General features: G+C 52.7%; 7 protein-coding genes, 2 tRNA genes, 3 rRNA genes and 2 pseudogenes. 8 read left to right on the forward strand and 6 right to left on the reverse strand.

The genetic code is table 11. The features are described 5' to 3' along the window. Window positions 1–5 precede the first annotated feature (5 nt). Window positions 6–1548, forward strand: a pseudogene (gene emrB / locus K6K13_RS16720) (multidrug efflux MFS transporter permease subunit EmrB). A 347-nt stretch (window positions 1549–1895) separates the two neighbouring features. Here emrB and K6K13_RS16725 read toward each other — a convergent pair. Continuing rightward, window positions 1896–3302 carry a tRNA/rRNA methyltransferase gene (locus K6K13_RS16725; RefSeq protein ID WP_222157997.1) on the reverse strand — a complete coding sequence of 469 codons (1407 nt, stop codon included), beginning with the start codon at window positions 3300–3302 and terminating at the stop codon, window positions 1896–1898. Window positions 3303–3603: 301 nt separating this feature from the next. On the opposite strand from K6K13_RS16725, the gene trxC reads away from it, so the two are divergent. From trxC to kduI, 7 genes and pseudogenes are all read left to right on the forward strand, one after another. After that, the gene (gene trxC, locus K6K13_RS16730) at window positions 3604–4023 is read left to right on the forward strand and encodes a thioredoxin TrxC (protein WP_222157998.1); all 420 of its coding nucleotides are present in this window, start codon (window positions 3604–3606) and stop codon (window positions 4021–4023) included. 85 nt (window positions 4024–4108) lie between these two features. Next, on the forward strand, window positions 4109–4807 hold the full coding sequence (locus K6K13_RS16735) for a tRNA-uridine aminocarboxypropyltransferase (RefSeq protein ID WP_222157999.1): 699 nt from the start codon (window positions 4109–4111) through the stop codon (window positions 4805–4807). Between the two features lie 50 nt (window positions 4808–4857). After that, window positions 4858–7520: pseudogene (locus tag K6K13_RS16740) on the forward strand (bifunctional acetate--CoA ligase family protein/GNAT family N-acetyltransferase). A gap of 152 nt (window positions 7521–7672) precedes the next feature. Further along, window positions 7673–9028, forward strand: a complete 1356-nt coding sequence (pssA, locus tag K6K13_RS16745; RefSeq protein WP_222158000.1) for a CDP-diacylglycerol--serine O-phosphatidyltransferase — start codon at window positions 7673–7675, stop codon at window positions 9026–9028. Between the two features lie 251 nt (window positions 9029–9279). Then, window positions 9280–10062 carry an IclR family transcriptional regulator gene (locus tag K6K13_RS16750; RefSeq protein ID WP_222158001.1) on the forward strand — a complete coding sequence of 261 codons (783 nt, stop codon included), beginning with the start codon at window positions 9280–9282 and terminating at the stop codon, window positions 10060–10062. 443 nt (window positions 10063–10505) lie between these two features. Next, window positions 10506–11462, forward strand: a complete 957-nt coding sequence (gene kdgT / locus K6K13_RS16755) for a 2-keto-3-deoxygluconate transporter (protein WP_222158002.1) — start codon at window positions 10506–10508, stop codon at window positions 11460–11462. An 11-nt stretch (window positions 11463–11473) separates the two neighbouring features. Next, complete coding sequence (kduI, locus tag K6K13_RS16760; RefSeq protein ID WP_222158003.1) at window positions 11474–12310, forward strand: 5-dehydro-4-deoxy-D-glucuronate isomerase; 837 nt, start codon at window positions 11474–11476, stop codon at window positions 12308–12310. A gap of 670 nt (window positions 12311–12980) precedes the next feature. Here kduI and rrf read toward each other — a convergent pair. The 5 genes from rrf to K6K13_RS16785 form a co-directional block, all read right to left on the reverse strand. After that, a 5S ribosomal RNA gene (gene rrf, locus K6K13_RS16765) occupies window positions 12981–13096 on the reverse strand. Between the two features lie 122 nt (window positions 13097–13218). Then, window positions 13219–16126: ribosomal RNA gene (locus tag K6K13_RS16770) — 23S ribosomal RNA — on the reverse strand. A 172-nt stretch (window positions 16127–16298) separates the two neighbouring features. Then, a tRNA-Ala gene (locus K6K13_RS16775) sits at window positions 16299–16374 on the reverse strand. Window positions 16375–16477: 103 nt separating this feature from the next. Then, window positions 16478–16554, reverse strand: a tRNA-Ile gene (locus tag K6K13_RS16780). Window positions 16555–16629: 75 nt separating this feature from the next. Then, window positions 16630–18171, reverse strand: a 16S ribosomal RNA gene (locus K6K13_RS16785). Together the 16S, 23S and 5S rRNA genes with 2 tRNA genes alongside form the textbook arrangement of a ribosomal RNA operon. Between the last annotated feature and the right edge of the window lie 184 nt (window positions 18172–18355).

The raw sequence follows: 18355 nt of genomic DNA on the forward strand, positions 1-18355 counted from the left end.
AGGAGATGAGCGTGCAGAGAAAACCGCTTGAAGGCTCGGCCCTGGCCTGGATGACCGTCGCGCTGTCATTGGCGACCTTTATGCAGGTGCTGGATTCGACCATCGCCAACGTGGCCATCCCCACCATTGCCGGTAACCTGGGAGCCTCAAACTCTCAGGGTACTTGGGTTATCACGTCCTTCGGGGTAGCCAATGCGATTTCCATTCCGATTACCGGTTGGCTTGCCAAACGTATTGGTGAGGTGCGCCTGTTTTTATGGTCAACGGGATTGTTTGCTTTCACCTCATGGCTGTGCGGCGTGTCCACCAGCCTGGAAATGCTGATTTTCGCCCGTGTGCTTCAGGGGATCGTGGCAGGTCCGTTGATCCCCCTGTCGCAAAGCTTGTTACTGAGCAACTACCCGCCCGCCCGACGCAGTATTGCACTCGCGCTCTGGTCGATGACAGTGGTAGTGGCACCCATTTGTGGTCCGATTCTTGGCGGCTGGATCAGCGATAATTATCACTGGGGTTGGATCTTCTTTATCAACGTGCCGTTAGGCATTTTGGTGGTGGTCATCGCGATGCAAACCCTGAAGGGACGCGAAACCAAAACTGAAATCCGACCGATCGATACCATCGGTCTGGCACTGTTGATTGTCGGGATCGGCAGCCTGCAAATGATGCTGGACCTCGGTAAAGAGCTGGACTGGTTCAGCTCCAACGAGATTATCATCTTGACCGTGGTGGCGGTGGTCGCCATTGCCTTCCTGATTGTCTGGGAGCTGACCGACGACCATCCGGTGGTGGATTTATCGCTGTTTAAATCACGCAACTTCACCATTGGCTGCTTGTGTATCAGCCTGGCCTACATGTTCTATTTCGGCTCCATCGTGCTGTTACCGCAGCTGTTGCAAACCGTCTATGGCTACACCGCAACCTGGGCAGGGTTTGCCTCGGCGCCAGTCGGTTTGATGCCCGTGCTGCTCTCCCCGATCATTGGGCGCTTTGCACCACGTTTGGATATGCGCAAGCTGGTGACATTCAGCTTCATCATGTATGCCGTGTGCTTTTATTGGCGTGCGTATACTTTTGAACCGGGGATGGATTTCGGCGCGTCGGCCTGGCCGCAATTTGTGCAAGGGTTCGCCGTCGCCTGCTTCTTTATGCCGCTCACTACCATTACCCTCTCCGGGTTACCCCCAGAGCGACTGGCGGCGGCATCGAGCCTTTCGAACTTTGCGCGTACGCTGGCTGGCTCCATCGGTACCTCGATCACGACGACACTGTGGACACAGCGAGAATCACTGCACCACGCGCATCTCACTGAATCGGTGACCCCTTACAACCCCATAGCGCAGGGATCCTATCAGCAGTTGATGGAGATGGGGATGAGTGAGAAGCAGGCTTCCGCCTATATCGCCCAACAGATCACCAATCAAGGGTTGATCATTTCGGCCAATGAGATCTTTTGGGCAGCGGCGGCAGTCTTTCTGGTGCTGATGATATTGGTATGGTTTGCGCGGCCTCCGTTTACTACCGGGGGGGGGTGGTGGCGGTGCCCACTGAGAGCATTAGCCTGCAGGCTAAAACATAACAGCGTAGGTTATGTTTATAACTGAGTAAGGTTTCGTGCGCGATCGCACCCGTGTCTATCTGCCACTTGCATGGCACGCGCCCGACGAGGGGAATGCAATCACCCATTCCCCTCGACCCCAGGCTCTTTGCGCAATGTCGTCGCTTCGCGATACCTTCGGAAACAGCTGGTGCCGGACGGACCGTCCCCGACGCGTTCCAGACGCGGCGGGGACTTTCGCAGCATCCATGCTGCTCATCCTGGCCCCATCTTTTTCCTCAGCGCCATTGGACGCGGGAGGTCACCCCCCCCCCAGTCTGCCAGTTCATTCTCTAATGCATCACGCTTCAGTGATGCTATGTTGCCGCCACCATTCCGACAGCAGAATCCCCGTCGCAACGGAGATATTCAGGCTTTCCACTTTACCCGTGCCACCGATAGACAGTGGCAAATCGCCCTGCTGCCAGGTGCTGTCCGTCAGGCCATCACCTTCATGCCCTACCACCAATACCACTTTCTTAGGCAATGCGGTTTGTGCCAGCGGCTGCCCTTTGTGGCTGGAGGTGGTTGCGATGGTATAGCCTGCGGCACGGAACGCATCCAGCGCGGAAGGGAAACTGTCGGTTTGAATGGCATTCACATGCTCTGCACCGCCTTCTGCCGTGCGCACTGCTGCGCCGGATTCCAGCAACGAGGGATCGTGAATCAGCACACCTTCAACACCAAAGTGCGCGCAGGAACGCACGATACCACCCAGATTATGCGGGTTACCCACATTTTCCAGCGCCAGCACGCAGTCTGTTTCCTTTGTCTGTACCTGTGCCAGATAATCATTCACATCAGAGCCCTGACGTTTCTTGATCAGGAAGCACACGCCACCGTGATGATCGGTGCCAGACGCCTTGGTGAGTTCTTCATCATCCACCACATGGTAGGCTTTACGGTTCGCCGCCATCCAGCGTAACGCTTCACGGAAACGCGGTGTCACCTCTTGCAGGAACCAGGCGCGCACAATGGCGTCCGGACGGTTGGTAAACAGCGCCTGACAGGCGTTCTCACCATAAACCCGCGTCTCTTCCTGACGCTGACGGCGAATCTGCTCGGGATCGAGGTGACTCTTACCCACAATTCCGCCGTGGTCTGGCGTCTCGGCGGCATCCGGTGCGCGCGACACGGTTTTCCACGGCGAATCACTGCCGCGACCATAATCTGCACGATCGTCGCGCCCAGCGTTGTCATTGTTGCGGTGCGGATTTTCACGCACATAGCGCGGGTTCATGTCGCGCGGATCGCGCGGCTTGGTGCGGCCATCTTTATCGCGGTTATCGCGATTATCACGTGGCTTGCCACGCCCGTCTTTGTCACGGCTATCGCGAGACGCATACGGTCCTTTACTGCGCCCGTCTTTATCCCGGTTGTCGCGAGACTCATAGGGCCCTTTGCTACGCCCCTCTTTATCCCGGTTGTCACGGGATTCATAGGGTCCTTTGCTGCGCCCTTCTTTATCCCGGTTGTCACGGGACTCATAGGGTCCTTTGCTGCGCCCTTCTTTATCCCGGTTGTCACGGGACTCATAGGGTCCTTTGCTGCGCCCATCTTTGTCCCGGTTGTCGCGCCGCCCGGTTTTTTCGTTATCATTACGGCGATCGCGTGCACCGTCTCCGGTACGCGAATTTTTCTTTTCGTCCTCATTACGGACGTACATCACGCGGACCTTTCCGCTCTTACTACCCGCTGAATCGCTCATTATTTTCTCCACCAACGCGCTGGCGCGAAGATTACCTGATGTACACCCGCGACGCTACCGACTTCGGGCATAAAAGCGGAGTTTCCGTGACACCTCGGCAAACGATGACACCGAAACCTGAATCACAACGGTGATGGCTATTGTAATCATTGAGGAAACCACGTTGTTTCCCCTGTAAGCCATAACCATAATACCTTTACACTTATGTAACATGCTGTGGTTTTTCAGCCTGCCCTAGGGTTTCGGCACAGCGTTGACTACAGCACATCTATTTTAGCCTTTTTATGATTTGAGGTCGCCTATGAACACGGTATGCGAATCCTGCCACACCACGAACCGTTTGCCTGAAGAACGCCTTCACGACAGCCCAACCTGTGGCCGCTGCGGCAGCGAACTGTTTTCCGGTGAGGTGATCAATGCCACCAGCGCCACATTCGACAAGCTGTTGCAAGACGATTTGCCAGTGATCGTCGACTTTTGGGCGCCCTGGTGTGGCCCCTGCGTCGCCTTTGCCCCGATCTTTACGGCGGTGGCGCAAGAGCGCGCGGGTAATGTTCGCTTTATCAAGGTGAATACCGAAGCTGAGCCGGAATTAAGTGCCCGTTTTCGCATTCGCAGCATTCCGACACTGATGGTGTTTAAGCAGGGTAAACCGGTAGATATCATGAGCGGTGCGCTGCCGAAAACGCCGTTTGAAAACTGGTTAGATGAAACGATTTGAGCGGTTGCGCCATCGAATAAAAACCGCACTGGGGCTTTCTGTCCTCCAGTGCGTCAAGTAGAATAGCGCTTTTTAGCGACTCCCTATGCGCGATAACGCTGTTCTTCGTTTGCGCCAGCACCGGCTGGAACGCTCCACCCGCCCTTTTCGGGCCCGAGGTTGCCGTGTGGTACGTTGTCAACACTGCCTGCTGCCGGTAACCAACTGTCTGTGCGACACCATCACCCCGCATTCGGCACGCAGCCGTTTCTGCTTGATCATGTTCGATACCGAGCCATTAAAGCCCAGCAACACCGGCCGCCTGATTGCCGATATCCTGCCCGACACCCAGGCCTTTCTCTGGTCACGCACAGAGCCTGACCCCGCGTTGCTGGCGGCACTGCAAACCCCGGACTATCAGCCCTATCTGGTTTTTCTTGCGGATGAAGCCGAGCCGTCACGTCAGGTATTGCACCGTTTACCGGATAACTCCAAGCCGCCGCTGTTTGTGCTGCTGGACGGCACCTGGCCGGAAGCGCGCAAGATGTTTCGTAAAAGTCCTTATCTGGATGCACTGCCCATTTTGTCGCTTGCGGTTGAATCACTCTCACGCTACCAACTGCGCGAAGCCAGTGGCGCGGGGCAACATTGCACGGCGGAAATTGCTGCCGCACTGTTGCAGCAAGCAGGTGATAAGGATGCCAGCCAGGGTCTGCTCAATCACTTCGACCGCTTCCGTCAGCGTTATCTGGCCGGTAAAGCACATCGCCCTGTGCAGGAAATTTCATCGACTGTCACAGCATAACGGCATAAAAACCGCTATGATTCAGCTCTCTGTCCTGTCGGGAGCGAGCCATGAGTCAGCGCGGGCTAGAAGCGTTATTAAGACCAAAATCGATCGCCGTGCTGGGTGCATCGGAGAAACCGGGGCGCGCCGGTTTTCTCATGATGCAAAACCTGCTGGGCGGTCACTTCACCGGCCCGATCCTGCCCGTCACGCCCAAATACCGTGCCGTCTGTGGCGTACTGGCTTATCCCGATGTGGCACGTTTGCCCATCCCCCCCGACCTGGCGGTTCTCTGTACCCATGCCAGTCGCAATTTACTGCTGCTAGACGCGTTGGGTCAGCGCGGGTGTAAAACCGCGATTATTCTCTCTTCGCCCCCCGCGCAGGCGGAAGCGCTTAAAGCCTGCGCCAACCGCTATGCGATGCGTCTGCTGGGTCCAAACAGTCTGGGGATACTGGCACCGTGGCAAGGTTTCAACGCCAGCTTCTCTCCCGTCCCAATCGTCAAAGGCAAGCTGGCGTTTATTTCTCAGTCCGCTGCGGTGTCCAATACTATTCTCGATTGGGCGCAACAGCGCGGCATCGGTTTTTCCTACTTCATCGCACTGGGTGACAGCCTGGATATCGATGTGGATGATGTCCTCGATTTTCTGGCGCGTGATGGTAAAACCAGCGCCATTCTATTGCATTTGGAACAGCTTAAAGATGCGCGGCGTTTTCTCTCCGCCGCGCGTAGCGCTGCCAGAAACAAGCCCATTCTGGTTATCAAGAGCGGCAGAACGCAGCTTGCTCAGCAGTTACTGCACGGACATCAACTCGGGCTGAATGCTGCCTACGATGCGGCCATCCAACGTGCTGGTCTGCTGCGTGTACGCGACACCCACGAGCTGTTCTCCGCAGTGGAAACCCTGAGCCACCTGCGTCCGCTGCGCGGTGAGCGCTTACTGATCGTCAGTAACGGCGCATCGCCCGCCGCACAAGCGCTCGATAAACTGCTTAGCCGACAAGGCAAACTGGCGGCCTTAACGGAACAGACCCAGCAGAAGCTGCGCGACATATTGCCCGAGGAAGTCCACATCGGAAACCCGCTCGATCTGCGCGACGACGCTACCGCAGCGCGCTATCTCAGCACGCTTTCGGTGCTGCTGGACAGCGATGACTACGATGCCCTGCTGATCATCCATGCACCAAGCGCCGCCGCGCCCGGCACCGAAAGCGCACAGCAACTGATTGCCTGCTGTCAGGCACATCCGCGCGGCAAACGTATCACCTTATTGACCAACTGGTGTGGCGAATATTCCTCTCAGGAAGTACGCCGTCTGTTCAACGAGGCGGGCATTCCCACCTACCGCACGCCCGAAGGCGCGGTCACTGCCTTTATGCATATCGTAGAATACCGGCGTAACCAGAAGCAGCTGATGGAAACGCCGGCCCTGCCGCACGATCTTGGTATCAACGCCGCTCAGGCGCACCAACTGATTCATCAGGCGTTGACGGATGGGGTAACACAGTTGGATACCCACGAAGTTCAGCCCATTTTACACGCCTACGGGCTGCACACCTTGCCGACCTGGATTGCCAGTGACAGCGCAGAAGCGGTACATATTGCCGAACAGATTGGTTACCCGGTCGCCATCAAGCTACGTTCGCCGGATATCCCGCACAAATCCGACGTACAGGGGTGATGCTCTATCTGCGCACCGCCCATGAAGTCCAGCAAGCCGCCGATGCGATTATCGATCGTGTCAAACGCGCCTATCCGCAGGCGCGTATTCACGGGCTGTTAGTACAAGGCATGGCGAATCGCGCTGGCGCACAAGAGCTGCGTATCGCGGTGGAACAGGACCCTATCTTCGGTCCGCTGATTTTATTGGGCGATGGCAGCGTTGAGTGGAACAAGGATTCACAGGCGGCGGTAGCCTTGCCGCCGCTCAATATGACGCTGGCACGTTATCTGATAATGCAAGCGCTGAAAAGCGGAAAAATACGCGGGCGCAGCGCCCTGCATCCCTTAGATATCCCAGGGCTCAGCCGGCTGCTGGTACAGGTTTCCAACCTGATCCTGGACTGCCCGGAAGTGCATCGCCTCGATATTCATCCGCTGTTGGCATCGGGCAGTGAATTCACTCTACTGGATGTCACGCTCCATCTCGCGCCTTTCTCTGGCGATCCACAATCCCGGTTGGCCATCCGTCCTTATCCGCAAGAGCTGGAAGAACAGGTACTGCTCAATAATCAGGAACATTGCCTGTTTCGCCCCATCCTGCCCAAGGATGAACCTCTGCTCGAACGCTTTATCGGCAACGTCACCAAAGAAGATCTCTACTACCGTTATTTCAGTGAAATCAACGAATTCAACCATGAAGATTTGGCGTACATGACGCAGATCGACTACGATCGGGAAATGGCTTTTGTGGCGGTGCGCTCAACGGCGTTCGGTGATGAAATCATTGGCGTGACGCGCGCCATTTCCGATCCCGATAATATTGCCGCTGAATTTGCGGTGCTGGTGAGATCGGACTGTAAAGGGATGGGGCTTGGCAAGCGTCTGCTCAGCAAGTTGATTGATTACACCCGTCGCCACGGATTAAAGCAATTGAACGGCATCACCATGCCACATAACCAGGGCATGATAGCGTTGGCGAAGAAACTCGGTTTCACAGTAGACGTACAGTTGGACGAAGGGATTGTCACGCTGGTGCTGCCGTTGAACGAACAAGATGTTGCGTGACAGAGCGTTTATTTTGGCGGTCAATCTGGTAATGAACGGTAAAACTTACTCACTACGTCCGAAAAGTAGTGGTATCATCGCCCGATTCGGCATTCCCCTGACATCATTCATGACGGCCTTGCGCCGACTAATAAGAGAAGAAACGCACTGTGATGTTGTCTAAATTTAAACGCAATAAATACCAACAACACCTTGCACAACTGCCCAAACTCCCTCAAGCAGCGGACGGCATTCAGACGTTACACTCCCCTGAACAGTTCCGCGCGGCGCTGATTACCCTGATCCAACAGGCCAAGACGCGAGTCTATCTGGTCGCACTCTATCTGGAGCAGGATGACGGCGGACAGGGCATACTCTCTGCGCTTTACAACGCCAAGCGCAGCAACCCCGATCTCGATGTGCGTGTGTTGGTTGATTGGCACCGTGCCCAGCGCGGGCGTATTGGTGACAAATCAGCGAGTACCAATGCGGATTGGTATTGCGATATGGCTGAAAAACACGCCGACGTGAAGTTTCCCATTTATGGCATTCCGGTCAATACGCGCGAAGCGCTCGGCGTCTTGCACCTGAAGGGCTTCATCGCTGATGACTGCGTGCTGTATAGCGGTGCCAGCCTAAACGACGTCTATCTGCATCAGCATGATAAGTATCGCTACGATCGCTATCAGCTTATCCGTAATGCGGCGCTGGCCGACACCATGTCGGGCTACATCACTACGCTGCTAAACGATCCGGCGGTACAACGTCTGGACAGCCGTTCACGGCCCAAAAATCTGGAAATCAAAGCGGATATTCGTCAATTTCGCCAAACGCTGCGCACCCTCGGCTATAAGACGCCCGGCAGCGATGGCGTAAATGGGGAACTGACGGTCACACCGTTGGTTGGGTTAGGTAAACAAAGCCCACTGAATAACACCATCCATCACCTGATGTTTTGTACCGAACGTCGACTGGTCATGTGCACACCCTATTTCAACCTGCCCGCACTGCTGATCAAAAACGTGGTGCGCCTGCTCAAAGAGGGCAAGCAGGTGGAGATCATCATCGGTGACAAGACAGCGAACGACTTCTTTATTCCTGAAGATCAGCCGTTCAAGATCATCGGTGCGTTACCCTACCTGTATGAGATAAACCTGCGCCGTTTCGTCAGCCGCTTGCAGCGTTATATCGACAATCAGCAGTTAACCGTGCGGTTGTGGAAGGATGGGGATAACAGCTTCCACCTCAAAGGACTGTGGTCCGACGATACCTGGCAGTTGCTGACGGGCAATAACCTGAATCCTCGCGCGTGGCGTTTGGATTTGGAAAACGCCATCCTGATCCACGATCCCGAAAAAGTCCTGCTGGAACAACGGTTGCAAGAGTTGGAGCAGATTCGTGCCTACACCACGCCGCTTCAGAGTTATACCGACTTGCAAGGTATCGCACAGTACCCGGTGAAAGTGCGCAAATTGATACGCCGCTTGCGCCGTATCAGGATCGACAGGTTGATCAGTCGGATTCTGTAATTCCACACCGTAAAGCCCCGTTCGCGGGGTTTTTTATTATCTGCACAGACGTACTTCCTGTTTACCCCCCTTCTCAGCCTAAAACTGTCATAAAACTGCCTTTTCCGTTTTCCTAATGAAACTACGTTCCATTTATATTGAAATAATCAACACCACAGCGCTCGTTTTGTGATCTGCATCTAGGTAAATAAACTACCCTTCCGTTATTATTGTTCTATATAAAAAACCACTGTTTCACATATAAAACCATTATGAACATCTTCCAACAACTTGAGCATAGCAAAGCACCAGCGGCAGTCCGTCTTGTGATGATCGTTGACTATATTGCCAATCGTGATGAAGCCAGCTTTACCGAGATCTGTACCGATCTGTCGATACCGAAAAGTAGCGTACATCACCTGCTTGAAGTATTGACGGTATCCCAACTATTACGTCAGCGCGCTGATGGGCGTTATGTTTTAGGTCTACGTTTATTCGAGCTCGGTGGTTTGGCAATAAAGAATATCGACCTGCGCAAAGATGCCATTGGCTTTATGCATACATTGGTGAAAGAAACCGAGTTAACCTGCCACCTTGGTATTCTGGAAGGGGATAACGGCTTTTTCCTGAGTAAAGTCGAATCGCCCAAGGCTATTGTAAAAACGTCGTGGGAAGGCAAGAAAATTGTATTTAATCGCATGTCGTTGGGCAAAGTATTATTGGCTTGGCTGCCACAGGAAAGAATAGAAACCCTGATTGCTGATTGTACGTTTAAGCGTTTTACGCCACGTACCATTACCAATAAAGATGATTTTTTAGAACACCTGAAACTCGTCAAGGAACAAGGCTGGGCGATTGACGACGGTGAAGATATTGAGGAAATTTGCTGTATGGCAGCACCGATTTTTAATCAGGATGGCAAGGTTATCGCCGCCATCGGCGTCAACGGCATGCAGTCACAGTATGCCAATGGCAAGAAGGAGAAACACCTGGCAAGCCTGATTAAAACCAGTAAAGCGATCTCCGACCATATTAACAGCCATCGTGCTGAATAATGCCAATAAGCAAACTCGAATACTGCATTGTTAATTAAGAGGTTAATGATTAGAGCGTCAATAAAATAACTTTTATTTTACACTGATACATTACAAGTAATCGCTTACTACTGAAACGTTGAACATTCACCGGAAACTGGCAATGAATGACATCAACCAAGGTAGCGATAAGTAATGGTTGAAATATCTGTAATGCCTTTAAAAACATTACGGAAAGGCAACTTATAATTAAAAAAACGTCTAGAAACCAAAAACAGTAAGGCATGAGTAAACATTTAATCATCAATCTTTAATGGGGATGGCCATCTTCAACATTATGTGAATGTGGGTAATAACACCCAGGGCCTTGCGCGCCCCTGATTTTTAAATTTTATACCTATCACCTATCTGCTTTTATTAAAAGCGGCGGGACACATTTTTATTTTTTATAGATGAGGCTTTTCATGAAAATCAAACAAGCTATTGATAAAATCCCTGGGGGATTAATGCTGGTTCCGCTCTTTTTGGGCGCACTCTGTAATACCTTTACGCCGGGCGCTGGAAAGTATTTAGGATCCTTCAGTAACGGGCTAATCACCGGTACCATTCCTATTCTGGCTGTATGGTTCTTCTGCATGGGTGCCTCCATTGAGCTCAAAGCCACGGGCACCATGCTGAAGAAATCTGGCGTGTTGGTTGTCACCAAAATTGCCACCGCATGGGTCGTAGCAATGATTGCGGGTACCTTCTTGCCGGGCGATGGCATCCAAAACGGTATGCTTGCTGGCATCTCAGTTCTCGCACTGGTCGCAGCGATGGATATGACCAACGGGGGTCTGTATGCCGCACTGATGAACCAATATGGTTCTAAAGAAGAAGCCGGTGCCTTCGTGTTAATGTCTCTGGAGTCCGGTCCGCTGATGACCATGGTTATCCTCGGTGCCAGCGGTATCGCAACCTTTGAACCACAACTGTTCGTCGGCGCGGTGTTGCCTTTCCTGATTGGTTTTGCACTGGGCAACCTGGATCCGGACCTGAGAAAACTGTTTGGTAACTCTGTCCAAACCTTAATTCCTTTCTTCGCCTTCGCCTTGGGCAACACTATCAACCTGGCCGTTATCCTCAAAACCGGTTTTGCCGGTATTTTCCTGGGCGTATTGGTGATCGTGGTTACTGGTATCCCATTGATCCTGGCTGACAAATTTATCGGTGGCGGTAACGGTACCGCCGGTGTGGCAGCATCCAGTAGTGCGGGTGCCGCAGTTGCAACCCCGCTTTTAATCGCCAACATGGCACCGGAGTTCGCCCCGGTAGCTCAACAAGCCACGGCGCTGGTTGCCACCAGTGTTATAGTGACTTCAGTACTCGTGCCCATCATTACGGCCTTGTGGGCAAAACGATTTTCACCTAAAAACGCATAAAAGGTAACAATATGGACGTACGACAAAGTGTACACAGCGAACATGCTAAAACGCTCGATACCACCGAGCTGAGAAAGAAATTTCTCATTGAGCATATTTTTACGCCAAACCAATACACCATGGTGTACAGCCACATTGACCGCATTGTTGTGGGTGGGATTATGCCGGTTGACGGCGAGATCACCTTTGATGACGGTATCGGCAAGCAATTTGGTGTGAACTATTTTCTCGAACGCCGCGAGTTGGGCCTGATCAATATCGGTGGACCGGCAAACATCGTGATTGATGGCAAAAGCTACGCGGTAGGCAACGAAGAAGCGCTCTACGTGGGTAAAGGCGCGAAAGCGCTGGCATTCAGCAGCGTAGATAAGGCTAAACCGGCAAAACTGTACTACAACAGTGCGCCAGCGCATGCCACGTTCCCGACGCGTGTAATTACGCAAGAGGATGCGGTTAAAGCACCTCTGGGTGATATCGCAACCTGTAACAAGCGTACCATTTGCAAATATCTGGTGCCGGAAGTGGTAGAAACCTGTCAGTTAAGCATGGGATTGACGCGTTTGGCAGAAGGTAGCAACTGGAACTCGATGCCGACCCATACCCATGAGCGCAGAATGGAAGTTTACTTCTATTTTGACATGGCAGATGACACCATTATTTTCCATATGATGGGCGAGCCGCATGAAACACGTCACCTGGTGATGCACAACGAGCAGGCGGTGATCTCTCCGAGCTGGTCGATTCACACCGGCGTTGGTACCAAAAATTATGCCTTTATCTGGGGTATGATCGGCGAAAACCTGACGTTTGACGATATGGACCATATTGCGATGAAAGATCTGCGCTAGTCGGCGCGACGCGACTCGCATTCGTCCCACTAACGCCCACGGTATCAATACCGTGGGCGTTTTTGTATCTGCTATATGGCAATCTTTTTCGCGAGTGTTTACCGCAGAGCTTTCCAGGTGCAGCCCTCCCCCTCAGAAATAATGACGTAAAGCGACATGGTTTTCATTGTTTGACGTTATAGCGCGTAAAAAATAACGCTGAGGGGAACGAAACCACAGGGTGAGCGGCAGGACGCCGCGAAAGCCAGCGCCGCGTCGGGAACGCATCGCTGGCGGCCCGCCGGTGGGTTCGTGCCCCGAAGGCACCGCGTAGCGGCGTTATTTCTCGCGAAAAGCCAGGGGCCACGGAGCGAGGGCGATTGAGCGCCCCGTGTCGGGCGCGTGCGATGTACAGTGCAAATAACGGCGTAAGTTAAGGCGCACGAAATATTCACTGTATCCGCACCATAAATTTATGAGGATTCTTCAGCACGTAGGCGAGGAGTTACTTGTTCTTTCTGTCTGAGATCCCCAGATTGCGTCGAGGATTACAACATGTAGGATCGAGGATGACGGAATAAAGGGCTTGGAATAACAACCTCTATTTCACGCACAGCAAAAAGGGCTGTCCTTTCGGACAGCCCCTTCGCTACTCTTTAGCATCAGACGTCGTCTGATAATCAATATAAAAACCTGGCAGTTCCCTACTCTCACATGGGGAAGCCCCACACTACCATCGGCGCTACGGCGTTTCACTTCTGAGTTCGGCATGGGGTCAGGTGGGACCACCGCGCTATCGCCGCCAGGCATATTCTGTTTCATCTCACCCGTCCTTTCGAGCCAGCAAGACCAATCTGTCAACAAGCTGAATTACGAGTAACGATTCTCTTCATCACCACTCACAACCACCAAAACATCTTCGGCGTTGTAAGGTTAAGCCTCACAGGTCATTAGTACTGGTTAGCTCAATGCATCGCTGCACTTACACACCCAGCCTATCTACGTCGTCGTCTTCAACGGCCTTTTAGCGTCCTCTAGGGACAAGGGAGAACTCATCTCGGGGCAAGTTTCGTGCTTAGATGCTTTCAGCACTTATCTCTTCCGCACGTAGCTACCGGGCAATGCCATTGGCATGACAACCCGAACACCAGTGGTGCGTTCACTCCGGTCCTCTCGTACTAGGAGCAACCCCCCTCAATTCTCCAACGCCCACGGCAGATAGGGACCGAACTGTCTCACGACGTTCTAAACCCAGCTCGCGTACCACTTTAAATGGCGAACAGCCATACCCTTGGGACCTACTTCAGCCCCAGGATGTGATGAGCCGACATCGAGGTGCCAAACACCGCCGTCGATATGAACTCTTGGGCGGTATCAGCCTGTTATCCCCGGAGTACCTTTTATCCGTTGAGCGATGGCCCTTCCATTCAGAACCACCGGATCACTAAGACCTACTTTCGTACCTGCTCGAGCCGTCACTCTCGCAGTCAAGCTAGCTTATGCCTTTGCACTAACCTCCTGATGTCCGACCAGGATTAGCTAACCTTCGTGCTCCTCCGTTACTCTTTGGGAGGAGACCGCCCCAGTCAAACTACCCACCAGACACTGTCCCCAGCCCAGATCATGGGCCCAGGTTAGAACATCAAACATTAAAGGGTGGTATTTCAAGGTTGGCTCCATGCAGACTGGCGTCCACACTTCAAAGCCTCCCACCTATCCTACACATCAAGGCTCAAGGTTCAGTGTCAAGCTATAGTAAAGGTTCACGGGGTCTTTCCGTCTTGCCGCGGGTACACTGCATCTTCACAGCGAGTTCAATTTCACTGAGTCTCGGGTGGAGACAGCCTGGCCATCATTACGCCATTCGTGCAGGTCGGAACTTACCCGACAAGGAATTTCGCTACCTTAGGACCGTTATAGTTACGGCCGCCGTTTACTGGGGCTTCGATCAAGAGCTTCTCCTTGCGGATAACCCCATCAATTAACCTTCCAGCACCGGGCAGGCGTCACACCGTATACGTCCACTTTCGTGTTTGCACAGTGCTGTGTTTTTATTAAACAGTTGCAGCCAGCTGGTATCTGCGACTGCGCAAAGCTTCAGGAGTAAATCCCTACACCTCGCACAGCGTGCCTTCTCCCGAAGTTACGGCACCATTTTGCCTAGTTCCTTCACCCGAGTTCTCTCAAGCGCCTTGGTATTCTCTACCTGACCACCTGTGTCGGTTTGGGGTACGATTCAATGTTACCTGATGCTTAGAGGCTTTTCCTGGAAGCTGGGCATCTGTCACTTCAGTACCGTAGTACCTCGTCATCACGCCTCAGTGTTAACAGTGACCCGGATTTATCAAAGTCACCCACCTACACGCTTAAACCGGGACAACCGTCGCCCGGATGACATAGCCTTCTCCGTCCCCCCTTCGCAGTAACACCAAGTACAGGAATATTAACCTGTTTCCCATCGACTACGCCTTTCGGCCTCGCCTTAGGGGTCGACTCACCCTGCCCCGATTAACGTTGGACAGGAACCCTTGGTCTTCCGGCGAGCGGGCTTTTCACCCGCTTTATCGTTACTTATGTCAGCATTCGCACTTCTGATACCTCCAGCAAACCTCACAGTTCACCTTCAACGGCTTACAGAACGCTCCCCTACCCAACAACGCCTAAGTGTCGCTGCCGCAGCTTCGGTGCATGGTTTAGCCCCGTTACATCTTCCGCGCAGGCCGACTCGACCAGTGAGCTATTACGCTTTCTTTAAATGATGGCTGCTTCTAAGCCAACATCCTGGCTGTCTATGCCTTCCCACATCGTTTCCCACTTAACCATGACTTTGGGACCTTAGCTGGCGGTCTGGGTTGTTTCCCTCTTCACGACGAACGTTAGCACCCGCCGTGTGTCTCCCGTGATAACATTCTTCGGTATTCGTAGTTTGCATCGGGTTGGTAAGTCGGGATGACCCCCTAGCCGAAACAGTGCTCTACCCCCGAAGATGAATTCACGAGGCGCTACCTAAATAGCTTTCGGGGAGAACCAGCTATCTCCCGGTTTGATTGGCCTTTCACCCCCAGCCACAAGTCATCCGCTAATTTTTCAACATTAGTCGGTTCGGTCCTCCAGTTAGTGTTACCCAACCTTCAACCTGCCCATGGCTAGATCACCGGGTTTCGGGTCTATACCCTGCAACTTAACGCCCAGTTAAGACTCGGTTTCCCTGCGGCTCCCCTATACGGTTAACCTTGCTACAGAATATAAGTCGCTGACCCATTATACAAAAGGTACGCAGTCACACCCATAAAGAGTGCTCCCACTGCTTGTACGTACACGGTTTCAGGTTCTATTTCACTCCCCTCGCCGGGGTTCTTTTCGCCTTTCCCTCACGGTACTGGTTCACTATCGGTCAGTCAGGAGTATTTAGCCTTGGAGGATGGTCCCCCCATATTCAGACAGGATGTCACGTGTCCCGCCCTACTCATCGAGCTCACAACCTGTGCATCTTCGTGTACGGGACTATCACCCTTTACTGTGCGACTTTCCAGACGCTTCCACTGACACACAAGCTGATTCAGACTCTGGGCTTTTCCCCGTTCGCTCGCCGCTACTGGGGGAATCTCGGTTGATTTCTTTTCCTCGGGGTACTGAGATGTTTCAGTTCCCCCGGTTCGCCTCATGCCACTATGTATTCATGACATGATAGTGCAACGAATTGCACTGGGTTTCCCCATTCGGGTATCGTCGGTTGTAACGCTTCATATCAGCTTACCGACGCTTTTCGCAGATTAGCACGCCCTTCATCGCCTCTGACTGCCTAGGCATCCACCGTGTACGCTTATTCACTTAACCTCACAACCCGAAAATGTTTCAGGTGTGAAAGCTTGAGAGAATCACAATAGTAGTAGTGAGCCACTATTGCTCGTTTCAATTTTCAGCTTGTTCCAGATTGTTAAAGAGCAAAATACTTCGCAGCATACTGTCAAACAGTACACTCTGAAGTATTGGGTATCGATACGGTAAATGGTGGAGCTATGCGGGATCGAACCGCAGACCTCCTGCGTGCAAAGCAGGCGCTCTCCCAGCTGAGCTATAGCCCCATCGAATGTTAGACCTTTGCCAAATCGTTTTTGAGCAAGGCGTGAAATGACGACGCATACACCAGTATGCGAGTTGTTTCACAACGCAGCACAAGAACGATTTTGGTAGGCCTGAGTGGACTTGAACCACCGACCTCACCCTTATCAGGGGTGCGCTCTAACCACCTGAGCTACAAGCCTATAAGGTCTTCTAACCGCTCGATTTCTTTCATCAGACAATCTGTGTGAACACTTCACAAGATCAGTATCATTAGGTAAGGAGGTGATCCAACCGCAGGTTCCCCTACGGTTACCTTGTTACGACTTCACCCCAGTCATGAATCACAAAGTGGTAAGCGCCCTCCCGAAGGTTAAGCTACCTACTTCTTTTGCAACCCACTCCCATGGTGTGACGGGCGGTGTGTACAAGGCCCGGGAACGTATTCACCGTAGCATTCTGATCTACGATTACTAGCGATTCCGACTTCATGGAGTCGAGTTGCAGACTCCAATCCGGACTACGACGTACTTTATGAGGTCCGCTTGCTCTCGCGAGGTCGCTTCTCTTTGTATACGCCATTGTAGCACGTGTGTAGCCCTACTCGTAAGGGCCATGATGACTTGACGTCATCCCCACCTTCCTCCAGTTTATCACTGGCAGTCTCCTTTGAGTTCCCGGCCGAACCGCTGGCAACAAAGGATAAGGGTTGCGCTCGTTGCGGGACTTAACCCAACATTTCACAACACGAGCTGACGACAGCCATGCAGCACCTGTCTCAGAGTTCCCGAAGGCACTAAAGCATCTCTGCTAAATTCTCTGGATGTCAAGAGTAGGTAAGGTTCTTCGCGTTGCATCGAATTAAACCACATGCTCCACCGCTTGTGCGGGCCCCCGTCAATTCATTTGAGTTTTAACCTTGCGGCCGTACTCCCCAGGCGGTCGATTTAACGCGTTAGCTCCGGAAGCCACGCCTCAAGGGCACAACCTCCAAATCGACATCGTTTACAGCGTGGACTACCAGGGTATCTAATCCTGTTTGCTCCCCACGCTTTCGCACCTGAGCGTCAGTCTTCGTCCAGGGGGCCGCCTTCGCCACCGGTATTCCTCCAGATCTCTACGCATTTCACCGCTACACCTGGAATTCTACCCCCCTCTACGAGACTCTAGCTTGCCAGTTTTGAATGCAGTTCCCAGGTTAAGCCCGGGGATTTCACATCCAACTTAACAAACCGCCTGCGTGCGCTTTACGCCCAGTCATTCCGATTAACGCTTGCACCCTCCGTATTACCGCGGCTGCTGGCACGGAGTTAGCCGGTGCTTCTTCTGCGAGTAACGTCAATAAGCAAGGTTATTAACCTTACTGCCTTCCTCCTCGCTGAAAGTGCTTTACAACCCGAAGGCCTTCTTCACACACGCGGCATGGCTGCATCAGGCTTGCGCCCATTGTGCAATATTCCCCACTGCTGCCTCCCGTAGGAGTCTGGACCGTGTCTCAGTTCCAGTGTGGCTGGTCATCCTCTCAGACCAGCTAGGGATCGTCGCCTAGGTGAGCCATTACCCCACCTACTAGCTAATCCCATCTGGGCACATCTGATGGCGCGAGGCCCGAAGGTCCCCCGCTTTGGTCTTGCGACGTTATGCGGTATTAGCTACCGTTTCCAGTAGTTATCCCCCTCCATCAGGCAGTTTCCCAGACATTACTCACCCGTCCGCCGCTCGTCACCCAAAGAGCAAGCTCTCCTGTGCTACCGCTCGACTTGCATGTGTTAGGCCTGCCGCCAGCGTTCAATCTGAGCCATGATCAAACTCTTCAATTTAAAGTTTGATTTGCTTCTGCAAGAGAAGCGATGCTCAAAGAATTATTACTGTTAGTTCGTAATGAATTAACTGTTGTTCACTCTTCAAGACTTTTATTTTTTAAGCCCGTAGGCTTTACGATAAAGTCCTGTGAGTGCCCACACAGATTGTCTGATTAATTGTTAAAGAGCGTTGCGACGCGGC

Source organism: Symbiopectobacterium purcellii (assembly GCF_019797845.1).
Classification (GTDB): Bacteria; Pseudomonadota; Gammaproteobacteria; order Enterobacterales; family Enterobacteriaceae; genus Symbiopectobacterium; species Symbiopectobacterium purcellii.

Coding starts and splice junctions, on each gene's coding strand:
- K6K13_RS16735 (WP_222157999.1), top strand. CDS start 4,109: ATGCGCGATAACGCTGTTCTTCGTTTGCGCCAGCACCGGCTGGAACGC.
- trxC (WP_222157998.1), top strand. CDS start 3,604: ATGAACACGGTATGCGAATCCTGCCACACCACGAACCGTTTGCCTGAA.
- pssA (WP_222158000.1), top strand. CDS start 7,673: ATGTTGTCTAAATTTAAACGCAATAAATACCAACAACACCTTGCACAA.
- K6K13_RS16750 (WP_222158001.1), top strand. CDS start 9,280: ATGAACATCTTCCAACAACTTGAGCATAGCAAAGCACCAGCGGCAGTC.
- kduI (WP_222158003.1), top strand. CDS start 11,474: ATGGACGTACGACAAAGTGTACACAGCGAACATGCTAAAACGCTCGAT.
- K6K13_RS16725 (WP_222157997.1), bottom strand. CDS start 3,302: ATGAGCGATTCAGCGGGTAGTAAGAGCGGAAAGGTCCGCGTGATGTAC.
- kdgT (WP_222158002.1), top strand. CDS start 10,506: ATGAAAATCAAACAAGCTATTGATAAAATCCCTGGGGGATTAATGCTG.